We start from the raw sequence: 11,980 nt of genomic DNA on the forward strand, positions 1-11,980 counted from the left end.
TCAGAACAGGCTGCCGAGGGCACCCGGAGAGACGAGCAGCGCCACGACCGCCCCGACCATCATGGGCGGACCGTAGGCCAGGTGTCCGTGCCGGTCGGTCTTGCGGGTCACCAGCAGGTAGATCGCGAACACGCCGCCCGCCAGGAACCCGGCATACATCCCGACCAGGACGGTCTGCCAGCCGAACCAGCCGAGCCCCATCCCGAGGAGCCCGGCCAGCTTCACGTCGCCCAGGCCCACCGCCAGGGACCCGCGGGCGAGGGAGAGCAGGGCCAGCGCGAGGTAGCCGAGGCTGCACGCGAGCCCGGCGAGGACGACCCGCAGCATGTCTCCCCACGCCGCTGCCACGATGCCGGCCGCCAGGAAGCCGAGCAGCATCACTCCCATCGAGGGCCACATCAGCCGGTCCGGCAGTCGGTGCACGTCGAAGTCCATCGCGGCCAGGCAGACACACGAGAGCGAGACGACCAGGAAGGTGGCCAGCACGATGGTCTGGACTACCCAGGCGTGCGGCGAGTCGGCCCCCGGATCACCGCCGCCGGGTTGGGCGGCGTCGGCCACCAGCACCCGCCAGGTCAGCACCCACCAGGACACCGCCAGGATCGGGACCACCCACCACCGCGACCCCGGCAGCGGCAGGTCCACCTCGTCAGGCTTGCGGTAGGTGACCCACCGCAACCACCGTGCGACGGGAATCCCGACGAGCGCACCCACCCCTGCCATCAGCCAGGGCACGGTCTCGATCGTCACCGTGCGGACCCCGGGCTCGTGGACCCCAGGCTCGCGGCCCCCGGGCTCGCGGCCCCCAGGCTCGCCGCCAGCGCTGCCGACATCGCCTCCACCGGGGCCTCACGCCCGGTCATCAGCCGCACCTGCTGCACTGCCTGGTGCAACAACATCCCATCGCCCCTCGTCACCCGCACGTCACCTACCCGCCAGTGCATCGCCCACGGAGTCGGCCACCCGGCATACACCACATCAAACACCACCGCACCGACCGGCAGCGCCCAGCCGTCCACAGCCGGGGTCGCCCCGCTTGGCACGGTGCTCAGCACCACACCGGGCGCGCCCCAGGCAGCCGGCCCGTCGGCATACCGGCTGGTGGTCACGGCCATCCCGAGACGCTCCCCCAGCGCGACCGCGCCCGGTCGCGCCCGGTCGCGCACGACCAGGCACACCTCACGCACCCCGAACCGGCTCAGGGCCAGCAGGGCCGAGCGCGCCGTGGCGCCGGAGCCCACGACGACGGCCGAGGGTGTCGGGCGCAGGCCAGCGTCCTGCAGGGCCTGCTGGAGCCCGTGGACGTCGGTGTTGTCCGCGCGCCAACCGTCGTCCGTGCGGGTCAGGGTGTTGGCACCGCCGACGAGCGCGGCCTCCTCGCCGACCACGCTGCCCAGGGCCAGCGCCTCCTCCTTGAGGGGCATGGTCACCGCCAGGCCGACCCAGTCGTCCGGAAGACGCGCGACATAGGCCGCGAGGTCACCGGCCCCGACCTGGTCCTTGTAGAAGGTCCAGTCCCTCAGACCGAGCGCGTCGTAGGCGGCCCGGTGCAGGACCGGGGACATCGAGTGCGCGATGGGTGAGCCCACCACGCCGGCGTGCCGGCTCACCGGTCAGCAGCTGTCAGGGTTGTCCCGGCACCACTGCTGGAACTCCTCGGACGCCCTGTTGTGCTCCTCCAGGCTGTTGGTGAACACCGTCTCCCCGGTCGAGGGGTTGACGGTCACGAAGTAGAGCCAGTCACCCTCCGCCGGGTTCATCGCCGCCTCGATGGCCAACGCGCCCGGGCTGTTGATGGGACCCGGCGGCAGACCGGGGTGGAGGTAGGTGTTGTAGGGGCTCTCGTTGGCCCGCTGCTCCTCGGTCGTGCCCGCCCTGCCGCGCTCCTGGTAGATGAAGTGGATCGTGGAGTCCATCTGGAGGTGGCCGTTGGTCTCGGAGTCACCGGCCAGGCGGTTCTCCATGACCCTGGCGATCTTGGGCAGGTCCTCGGCGAACATCCCCTCGGCCTGCACGATGCTGGCCTTGATGATGATCTCCTGCATGTCCGCGTCGGCGAGCCCGAGCTCCTCGTAGCGACGCGCCCCGAGGTCGATCATCGCCTGCAGCTGCTCCTCGGGCGTCGAGGTCGGGCTGAACTCGTAGGTGTCGGGGAAGAGATATCCCTCGAGCTGGCCGTTGGCGGCCTCGGGCAGGTCCAGGGACGCCGGGTCGACCGCCTCGTACTCCTCGATCTCGTTGCCCGTGGCATCGGCCAGCACGGCGAAGACCTCGTCCCGCCACAGCCCCTCGCGGATCGTCACGCCCGTGCGCTGGCGCGCGTCAGGGTCCACGAGCCGGTCCAGGGCCGCCGCCGCGCTCATCTGCTCCGACATCAGGTAGGTGCCGGGCTGGATGCTCGTCGAGCGCTGGTCCGCGGCGGCGGTGTTGGAGAACGCCTCCACGGAGGCCACGACACCCGCGTCGTAGAGGATCTGCCCGATCTGCGCCCCGCCCGCACCCTCCGGGATCTCGATCGTGACCTCGCCGCTGCCGGTGCCCTCGAAGTCCTCGGGGGCCGAGGAGCCGAACTCCAGGTCCGGGATCATGCCCCGGACGGCGTTGAACCCCATCCAGCCACCCACGCCCACCACGATCGCGGCGACCAGGATCGCGCCGATGCGCAGGAACGGGTTGCGCTTCCTGCGCCGCCGCGGCCGGAACATCTGCTCGTCCTCCGGCCGCGCCTCGGACAGCACGTCGTCGGCCAGGGAGTGGTCGTGCTCCTCGGCGGCGTAGTCGTGCGCTGCGTCGCCGTAGTAGTCGTGCACGTCGTCGCCAGGCAGTTCGTCGACGTGCGGGTCCTCGCCATGCAGGTCGTGGTGCAGGTCATCAGGGTGCCGGCCGTGGGTGCCGGCCCGCTCCCCGGAGGGGTGCTGGTGTGCGCCTGCCCAATCGTCCGCCGGGGGTCGGCTCATGGTTGGGTTCCTTCGCTCGTCGTCGCGGACCGCTTCGTCCGTGGCTTACGGCCCCCGAGGGCCTCACCGGCGGGGCCACCGGTGTTTCTTTCAGTGTCCAGTGCAGCCTGCAGTATGACGACCGCCGCCGCCTGGTCGACACGCGCACGGTGCTCGCGGCCGGGGACCCCGCTGGAGTGCAGGGACCGGTGCGCGTCCACGGTGGACAGTCGCTCGTCGACCAGTCGCACCGGGATCCCGCCGAGGCGGCGGTGCAACGCAGTAGCGTAGCCGCGGATCGCCCGGGCAGCCACACCCTCGGCTCCGGAGAGGCTGCGCGGCAGGCCCACGACGACCTCGATCACCGCCCGCTCGCGGGCCTGGGCGACGATCTCGTCCATCTCGCTCAGGTGCTCATGATCACGCCGGAGCGTGGCCACGGGCGTGGCCAGGATGCCCGCCGGGTCGCAGGCCGCAAGACCCACGCGGGCCTCGCCGACGTCGACGCCGAGCCGAGCGCCCGGCCTCAGACGCGGTGCGGTGTCGTCGCGGAGGTCATCCCTGCCCAACGGCCTGCTCGATCCGTGTGAGGGCCTCCGCGATCTGCGAAGCGTCCTTTCCCCCACCCTGGGCCAGGTCGTCCTTCCCGCCACCGTTGCCGCCCAGCACCTGGGCGGCCACCTTGACCAGCTGACCGGCCTTGAAGCCGCGGTCGCGTGCCGACCCGTTCGTCGCCACCACGACCACCGGTCGGTCGTTGACCGCCGACGCTGCGGCCACGATGGCCGGCCGCTCCTCGCCGAGCCGGCCGCGCAGGTCGGTCACCAGCCGGCGCAGGTCGTCCCCCGCCACGCCGGAGCCGGCGTCGTGCCCGAGCCAGGTGACGCCGTTGACGTCCTTGGCCGAGGCCACGAGCGCGGCGGCGTCCGACATCACGGCCGCCTGACGCATGCCGGCGATCTCCTTCTCGGCCTCCTTGAGCCGCGCCAGGAGCTGCCCGATCTTGTCGGTGAGGTGCTCAGGGCGCGCACCGACCAGGCTGGACAGCTCGCTGACCAGGGCACGCTCGCGCCCCAGGTAGTGCAGGGCGTCCAGACCCACGAGTGCCTCGAGGCGGCGCGAACCCGAGCCGACGGAGGACTCACCGGTCAGGGTGAGCGCGCCGATCTGGCTCGAGTGCCGCACGTGCGTCCCGCCGCAGAGCTCGCGGGACCACGGGCCGCCGATCTCGACAACCCGCACCTGCTCGTCATACGTCTCGCCGAACAGCGCGAGCGCGCCGGCGGCGCGGGCCTCCGGCAGGGTCATGTAGGCGGCGGCCACCGGCAGGTCCTGACGGAGCGCCAGGTTGGCCACCTCCTCGATCTCGGACCTGGTCTCCGCCGACAGGGAGGAGTTCCAGGCGAAGTCCAGGCGCAGGTAGCCGGGCTTGTTATAGGAGCCGCTCTGCAGAGCCGTCGGGCCCAGCACCTGGCGCAGCGCCGCGTGCACCACGTGGGTGCCGGAGTGCGCCTGACAGGCCTGGACCCGCCACTCCGGGTCGACCTGGGCGCTGACCTCGGCACCCTCGAGGAACTCCCCGGACTCGACATCGACGGTGTGCACGATCAGGCCCTTGACGGGACGCTGCACGTCCCGCACCCGGAGCACGGCCCCGGAGGCGGTCTCGATGGTGCCCTCGTCGGCGATCTGGCCACCGGACTCGGCATAGAAGGGGGTGCGGTCCAGCACCAGCTGGCCCCGCTGGCCCTGGCTCAACGACTGGACCCGCTGGCCGTCAACGACGAGACCGCGCACGGAGGCCTCGGCCGTCAGCGTCTCGTAGGCGAGGAAGTCGGTCGAGCCCTGGTCGCGCAGCTCGCGCCACACCTCGGTGGAGACGTGGCCGGACTTCTTGGCCTTGGCGTCGGCCTTGGCGCGCTCGCGCTGCTCGGTCATCAGCCGGGTGAAGCCCTCGCGGTCGACCTCCAGGCCCTGTTCGGCGGCCATCTCCAGGGTGAGGTCGATCGGGAAGCCGTAGGTGTCGTGCAGCGCGAACGCCTGGTCACCAGGGAGCTTGGTCTGCCCTTCCTCTTTGGCCCGACCCACCGCCAGGTCAAGGATGGTGGTGCCGGCGGCGAGGGTGCGGCGGAAGGCCTCCTCCTCGGCGTAGGCGATCTGGCTGATCCGGCCGAAGTCGGCCTCCAGCTCGGGGTAGGACGCCTTCATCACGTCCTTGCTGACCGGCAGCAGCTCCGGGAGAGAGGGGTCCTGGACCCCCAGCAGCCGCATGGAGCGGACCGCGCGGCGCAGCAGCCGTCGCAGCACGTAGCCACGGCCCTCGTTGCCCGGCGTCACGCCGTCGGACATGAGCATCAGCCCGGACCGCACGTGGTCTGCGACGACGCGGAACTGCACGTCGTCGCCGCTCTGGCCGCCGTAGGAACGGCCGGACAGCTCCTCGGCACGCTCGATGACGGGGTAGACCTCGTCGATCTCGTAGAGGTTGTCGACGCCCTGCAGCAGGTAGGCCACCCGCTCCATGCCCATCCCGGTGTCGATGTTCTTGCTGGGCAGCTCGCGGGCCACGTCGAAGTCGGCCTTGGCCCGCACCGCGCTGAGCTCCTCCTGCATGAAGACCAGGTTCCAGATCTCCAGGAAGCGCTCCTCGTCGACGAGGGGGCCACCCTCGGGTCCGTACTCCGGGCCGCGGTCGACGTAGATCTCGCTGCACGGACCGGCCGGACCGGGCACGCCCATGTGCCAGTAGTTGTCCTCCACGCCGCGGCGCTGGATGCGCTCGTCCGGCAGGCCGGCGATCTCCCGCCACAGCGCGGCGGCCTCCTCGTCGCCGTCCGGCAGGTGCGGCAGGAGCCCGGGCCCGAGCACGGTGACCCAGATCTTGTCCGGGTCGAACCCGAGACCACCCTCGCCCTGCGAGCCGGTGACCAGCTTCCAGGCGTGCTCGATCGCCCCCGCCTTGAAGTAGTCACCGAAGGAGAAGTTGCCGTTCATCTGGAAGAACGTGCCGTGCCGGGTGGTCTTGCCGACCTCCTCGATGTCGAGGGTCCGCACGCACTTCTGCACCGAGGTGGCCCGCGGCCACGGCGGCGTCTGCTGCCCCAGGAAGTACGGCTTGAACGGGACCATGCCGGCGTTGACGAACAACAGGTTTGGGTCGTCATACACCAGGGGGGCGCTGGGCACCACGGTGTGGCCGGTGCCTTCGAAAAAGGCCAGCCAGCGGCGGCGGATCTCGGCGGTCTGCATGGGCTCCTCGTCGATTCAGGGGACGTTTCACTCTATCTGGCTCACACCACGACAACCGTCATCGACGGCTGCCGCCCGTTGGTCACGGGTCAGGGAGTGGTGCCCCGGATGATGGCCCGCAGCTCACGCCACCGGGGACCGAGCCGCTCCTCCCAGCCGCGTCCGGTCGGATGGTAGTAGTCGGCGTCCGCGAGGTCGTCCGGCAGGAACTGCTGTGGTCCGACACCGTTGGGCTCGTCGTGGCTGTAGCGGTAGCCGGCACCGTGCCCGAGCCGCTCGGCACCGGCATACCCGCTCCCCCGCAGGTGGGCCGGCACCGCGCCCCCGCGCCCGGCCCGGACGTCGGCGATGGCGGCGTTGATGCCGGAGTATGCCGCGTTGGACTTGGGCGCGAGCGCGTTGTGGACGACGGCCTGGGCCAGGATGATCCGGGCCTCGGGCATCCCGATCTGGGCGACAGCGTGCATCGCGGCCACGGCGGTCTGTAGCGCGGTCGGGTCGCCCATCCCGACATCCTCGCTGGCGGCGATCACGATCCGCCGGGCGATGAACCTCGGGTCCTCCCCCGCCTCCAGCTGCCGCGCGAGATAGTGCAGCGCCGCGTCCACGTCGCTGCCTCGCATCGACTTGATGAACGCGCTGGCGACGTCGTAGTGCTGGTCGCCGGCCCGGTCGTAGCGCACGGCCGCCTGGTCCACCGCCTGCTCGGCGACCTCGAGGGTGATGGCCACGACCTCGCCCTCCCGCCCCGCGGGCACGCCGTCGAGCGCGACACCGGCCGCGGCCTCCAGCGTGGTGAGGGCGCGCCGGGCGTCACCGCCCGCGATCCGGATGATGTGGTCCCGGGCCTCCGGGGCCAGCTCGAAGGCCCCGTCCAGGCCGCGCTCGTCGGTCAGCGCCTGGTCGACGACCTCCCCCACCTGCTCCTCGTCCAGGGAGGTCAGCCGGATGAGCATCGAGCGGGACAGCAGCGGCGCGATGACGCTGAAGGACGGGTTCTCCGTCGTCGCGGCCACGAGGATGACCAGGCGGTTCTCCACCCCCGGCAGCAGGGCGTCCTGCTGGGCCTTGCTGAAGCGGTGGATCTCGTCGAGGAAGAGCACGGTCTGCCGGCCGTAGAGGCTGCGCTCCCGGGTGGCCTGCTCCATGACGGCCCGGACGTCCTTCACCCCTGCCGTGACGGCGGAGAGCTCGACGAAGGTGCGTCCCGCGGCCTGCGCGACCAGGTGCGCGAGGGTGGTCTTGCCCGTGCCGGGCGGGCCCCAGAGGATCGCGGACAAGGGTCCGGCCGCCCCGGCGTGGCCCTCGATGAGGCGCCGCAGCGGGCTGCCGGGCCGCAGCACGTCGGACTGCCCGCGCACCTCCCCGATGGTGCGGGGACGCATCCGGACGGCCAGGGGCGGCTGCAGGTCGCCTGCGCCCACGTCCTCGGCCTGCTGGGCAAACAGGTCATCACCCACGGAACCGGTCACCCCGGCAGGCTAACCTGCCGCCGTGGCCCCGCACGCAGCCCTACGCACGATCTCCTCACACGCCGCCCTCCTTGAGCTCGCCGACGGGGACCCCTTCGTCCGGTGGGGCATCCCCGACCCCCTCTACGGCCGGGTGCTGGCCAACGACGGCGCCGTGGCGGTCGAGCGGATCGGACGCCGCGGTCGCGGCCTGTGGGTCTTCCCGCACTCCGGGGGTGGCGCCGCACAGATCAGGGCCCTGCTGGAGCAGCTGCGAGGCCGCGTAGCCGAGCTGGGGACCGCGGGCATCTCCCTGCCCCAGGAGTATGCCGATCAGCTGGCTGAGACCTTCGACCTCGGCTCCGGCGGGGAGTGGGACTGGATGTGGACGACGCAGGACCCGCCCAGCATCCCCCAAGAGGAGGCTCTCGTGGTCCTCGACGACAGCGCCGACGCAGCGGAGCTGGCCGCGCTGGCGACGGCGCACAGCCCGACCGGGGAGGGCGATCCCGGGACCGGCCGGACGAGGCTGTGGCTCGGGATCCGCTCGGCGGGCGGTGAGCTGCTCGCGGCCGGGGCGATGCAGTCCCTGGAGAACGGCGTCCCGCACCTGGCTGGGATCGTGACGCACACGGATCACCGAGGCCTCGGGCTCGGGCGCGCCGTCACAGCCGGGCTCACCCGAGCCGCGCTCGCCGAGCACGGGGTCTGCACACTGGGGATGTACTCCGCGAACCCGTCCGCTCGCGCCATCTACACCGCGCTGGGCTACCGGACGGCCTACGCCTGGCACTCCCGTACCCTCGCGTGACATCACGCGACACGGCCCATGCCAGCCTGGGGCCCGTCAGTCAGCAGCTGCCCGGCCCCGTAAACCCCGGTCCGGGACTCGACTCTCCCGACATGCTCCTCCAGTGCGTCTGTCAGGCCCAGCACCTGCACCGTCTCCCGAACCGCTTCGATACCCGCGGCCGGCGTCAGCCGCGGATCGGGAGCCCCGATCCGCACCCGTCGACGGCGCGCCCGCCGCGACCTCTTCCCGCCCTGCTGCGACCACGTATTGTTGTCATCGAACAGATGCCCTCCAGCTTCGCGACTTGCGAACTTCGACAATACATATCTTCCCGGGCCAGAGGACATCTGTGCTTAGCCACGCGGGACGACCCACCCACTACTCGTGGATCCGGGTCAGTGGTTGTTCAAGATGTCCGCCGCCTTGACAAGTCCCAGTTCTGGAGCTACCTCAAGAAGGTTTCCGTTTACCTCGTCGCGGTGGTAGGTGGCTCCGAGCGCGCCGTCGTTGGCCACGGTGAGTACCCAACTGGCAGTGCCACCGACATTACCGCCAGCGTCCGTGGTCATGGAATCACCCAGATAGAGGATCCGGGTTCCAACAGGAATGCCTGCGAGGTCGGGGTGGCCTTCTATGGACGTGACCAGACTTGCGACGAACTCGTTGCTGACGAGGGCAGGGCTTGCGTCTTCGACCTCGATGACCACGGGTATCCAGGTGAGCGGGCCCGCGCCGTCTACTGGCACTTCGACAGGGCGACCGTGTTGTTTTACGACTCCTAGGACTGTCTGCTGGTTGGGAAAGCTCACCATGTCCTCTAGTGCCCAGGGCGGTCGATACCCTCCCCACCCGTCAGAGTGAGAGTCCTCGACAGGCTGACCCGGAGTCGGAGCGGCCTCCCCCTGAGAGGAGCACCCTCCCAGTACCAGCGATAGCGCGGCAATTGCAGCCCCAGCACGTTTCCACGGTCGATTGCTCATGGCTCACCTCTCAGTACAGCACATTCAAGCCGTCGAGGTCGTCCGAGCGGAGAACTCGCTTGTTAGCAAAATCAGCATTCATCACCGCAATTTGCTCAGCACCGCTCATCACCCCACCATCGGCGCAGTAGTATGAACTCCAGGGGTGCGCTAGCCCGTGGGCGTGACCTAGCTCGTGGGCGTGACCTAGCTCGTGCAGAACAACTGTCTCAGTGTCCGCGCGAGGCACACTCTGATTGAAGCTCGTGCCCCATGTCCAGGTGGGGTTCAGGTAGACTGTCGCCTTATTCCCGTTGATCGGGAGCGGGTTGTTCCAGCCGCCTCGCCAGGTGACGCCAGGAACGCTGCCTGGCATACGTCCTCCCCCAGGATTGGCGAGGGTGAGTTTGAAGGGTGCATTTTCGTATACGGTCAGCGATGCGGTGTAAGTGTTCCCGGTGATGTTGAGGTTCGAGCCTACGGTACCGAAGGCACAGAAAGCCTGCGCGGATGTAGGGAACGTTGCCGCACCCCGAAAAGCAGCAGCGATAAGACAACAGTCGCAGTAAGGCGATTCTTGAACGACCCCATGGTGTTCACTTCCCTCCGGGTGTGAGCGATCCTGCTACTGCGAGAGCTTCCTGTCAAGAGTCCGACGAGACTCACCTAAAGTGCTCGCCTAAACGGGTCGCATGCCTCAGATGGGTTTTGGTCGCGAAACGGGCCGCTTTGGTTCTCGTGGTGGGCTGGCCGGATGGGTTCAGGTCCTTCGCCATCACCGGCCCCTTCCTAGGAGTGCTTGACATCCAAGCCTCTCATCACCTCACTAGCGCAGCGTGTCGTTAGTTCCTCACCGGTTGGTGGTTCGGGAAGATGGGGCATGGCGAATCGTGCTGCTCCGGCGCTGACACTGCGTGAGGGTGAGGTCAAGTCCGGTGGAGTGGTGTACGACGGTGATCCCTCGGTAGGGGGCCTCAGGTCGTCAGTGCTGGGACTGTAGCAGGCAGCTCCTCGGGGTTGGTGCGGGTCGGGTTGAGGGCGTGTCGGCACCGGGCGAGGGCCTCGATCCCGATGTAGCGGCGTTGCTCGGCCCAGGCGTCGTGCTGCTCGGCCAGGACGGCCCCGACGAGTCGGATGATGGCCTCGCGGTGGGGCAAGATCCCCACGACGTCGGTGCGCCGGCGGATCTCGCGGTTGAGCCGCTCCTGGGGGTTGTTAGACCAGGTCAGGCGCCACACCTCCTTGCGGAAGACGGTGAAGGCCAGGATGTCAGCCCGGGCGTCCTCCAGGTGGGTGGCGACGGTGGGCAGCTTGCCGGTGAGGCCTTCGATGACGCGGTCGAACTGGGCGTGCACGCTCGCGGCGTCGGGCTGGTCGTAGATGGAGTGCAGCATGGCCTTGACCCACGGCCAGCTGCTCTTGGGAGTCTGGCTCATCAGGTTCGCGGAGTAGTGCGTGCGGCACCGCTGCCACGCGGTGCCCGTCAGCGTGGCGCCGATGGCCTCCACCAGCCCGGCGTGGGCATCGGAGGTGACCATCGCGACCTGGCCGGCGCTGGTCAGGCCGCGGGCCACCAGGTCGCGGAAGAACGCCAGCCAGGAGGCCGTGGTCTCACCGGTGGCGACCTGGACGCCCAGGATCTCCCGGTAGCCCTCGGCGTTCACGCCGGTGGCCACCAGGGCGCAGACCTTGACCACCCGCCCGCCCTCACGGACCTTCAGCACCAGGGCGTCGACGGCCACGAACGTGTACGGCCCGGCGTCCAGCGGGCGGGTCCGGAACGACTCGACCTGCTCGTCGAGCTCGGCGGCCATCACCGAGACCTGAGACTTCGACAACCCGGTGATGCCCAGCGCGGTGACCAGCTTGTCCATCCGCCTGGTAGACACCCCGAGCAGGTAGCAGGTGGCCACCACAGTGATCAGCGCGGCCTCGGCGCGGCGGCGGCGTTCCAGCAGCCACTCGGGGAAGTAGCTGCCCTCGGCCAGCTTGGGGATCGCCACGTCCAGGGTGCCGACCCGGGTGTCCAGGTCGCGGTGCCGGTACCCGTTGCGGCGGTTGGTCCGCTCCGCGGTCCTAGCTCCGTACTCGGCGCCGCACACGGCATCGGCCTCGGCGGACAGCAACGCGTTGATGAAGGTCTGCAGCATCTTCCGCATCAGGTCGGGACTGGCCTGGGCCAGCTGCTCGTGCAAGAAGGCCTCGGGGTCGATACTGGGTCCAGCGGTCATCGTGGTGCTCCTCTTCGAGAGTGCTTTGGAAGGTTCACTCGAAGTGATCACCCGGTGGCCGCGCCTACCTCAGCAGGACACGCTCACCGGTGGTCGTCGTACACCACTCTGGTGGACTCCACTGAGGGTGTGGTGATCGAGGACAGCTCGAGCGGTTGCACCGCTCGACCGCTGCGCGTGCCGGCGAAGTGCTGGACATACCTCAACTACAGCGATGTGCACCTTTTCTGACCGACGGAAAGTGGCTCATCCCAATCCAGGGTGTAGTTGGGGTCTGAATCCGCCGGTCTCCAGGAGTGCTCTGGCGATGTAGTTGGTGAGGTTGCGGAAGCCGAGGGCGGAGCCGCGGAGGTGCTCGAGC

Annotated in this window: 9 protein-coding genes; 1 reads left to right on the forward strand and 8 read right to left on the reverse strand. The window is 69.7% G+C overall.

The window, feature by feature from the left end; genetic code table 11:
* The 6 genes from MWU75_RS19130 to MWU75_RS19155 all read right to left on the reverse strand — a co-directional run bounded on the left by MWU75_RS19130 (nt 1) and on the right by MWU75_RS19155 (nt 7,645).
* Nucleotides 1-750 (reverse strand): prepilin peptidase, encoded by a 750-nt coding sequence (locus MWU75_RS19130; protein WP_247093967.1) that lies wholly within the window; start codon nt 748-750, stop codon nt 1-3.
* The gene (locus tag MWU75_RS19135) at nt 747-1,610 is read right to left on the reverse strand and encodes a shikimate dehydrogenase (protein ID WP_247093969.1); all 864 of its coding nucleotides are present in this window, start codon (nt 1,608-1,610) and stop codon (nt 747-749) included. Before MWU75_RS19135 ends, MWU75_RS19130 begins: the two co-directional genes overlap by 4 nt.
* A gap of 3 nt (nt 1,611-1,613) precedes the next feature.
* Nucleotides 1,614-2,957 carry an endolytic transglycosylase MltG gene (gene mltG, locus MWU75_RS19140; RefSeq protein WP_247093971.1) on the reverse strand — a complete coding sequence of 448 codons (1,344 nt, stop codon included), beginning with the start codon at nt 2,955-2,957 and terminating at the stop codon, nt 1,614-1,616.
* Nucleotides 2,954-3,505, reverse strand: a complete 552-nt coding sequence (ruvX, locus tag MWU75_RS19145; protein ID WP_247093972.1) for a Holliday junction resolvase RuvX — start codon at nt 3,503-3,505, stop codon at nt 2,954-2,956. Before ruvX ends, mltG begins: the two co-directional genes overlap by 4 nt.
* Complete coding sequence (gene alaS / locus MWU75_RS19150; RefSeq protein ID WP_247093974.1) at nt 3,492-6,185, reverse strand: alanine--tRNA ligase; 2,694 nt, start codon at nt 6,183-6,185, stop codon at nt 3,492-3,494. Before alaS ends, ruvX begins: the two co-directional genes overlap by 14 nt.
* Before the next feature lie 89 nt (nt 6,186-6,274).
* Complete coding sequence (locus tag MWU75_RS19155; RefSeq protein ID WP_247093986.1) at nt 6,275-7,645, reverse strand: replication-associated recombination protein A; 1,371 nt, start codon at nt 7,643-7,645, stop codon at nt 6,275-6,277.
* Nucleotides 7,646-7,679: 34 nt separating this feature from the next.
* Between MWU75_RS19155 and MWU75_RS20445 the strand changes: the two genes are divergently transcribed.
* Nucleotides 7,680-8,447 (forward strand): GNAT family N-acetyltransferase, encoded by a 768-nt coding sequence (locus tag MWU75_RS20445; RefSeq protein WP_247093976.1) that lies wholly within the window; start codon nt 7,680-7,682, stop codon nt 8,445-8,447.
* Nucleotides 8,448-8,824: 377 nt separating this feature from the next.
* Here the strand turns inward: MWU75_RS20445 and MWU75_RS19165 are convergent, their stop codons facing one another.
* Both MWU75_RS19165 and MWU75_RS19170 read right to left on the reverse strand, forming a co-directional pair.
* Nucleotides 8,825-9,238 (reverse strand): hypothetical protein, encoded by a 414-nt coding sequence (locus tag MWU75_RS19165; RefSeq protein WP_247093978.1) that lies wholly within the window; start codon nt 9,236-9,238, stop codon nt 8,825-8,827.
* A gap of 1,124 nt (nt 9,239-10,362) precedes the next feature.
* On the reverse strand, nt 10,363-11,619 hold the full coding sequence (locus tag MWU75_RS19170) for an IS256 family transposase (RefSeq protein ID WP_247093980.1): 1,257 nt from the start codon (nt 11,617-11,619) through the stop codon (nt 10,363-10,365).
* Between the last annotated feature and the right edge of the window lie 361 nt (nt 11,620-11,980).

Source organism: Ornithinimicrobium sp. F0845 (genome assembly GCF_023015765.1).
Lineage (GTDB): Bacteria > Actinomycetota > Actinomycetes > Actinomycetales > Dermatophilaceae > Ornithinicoccus.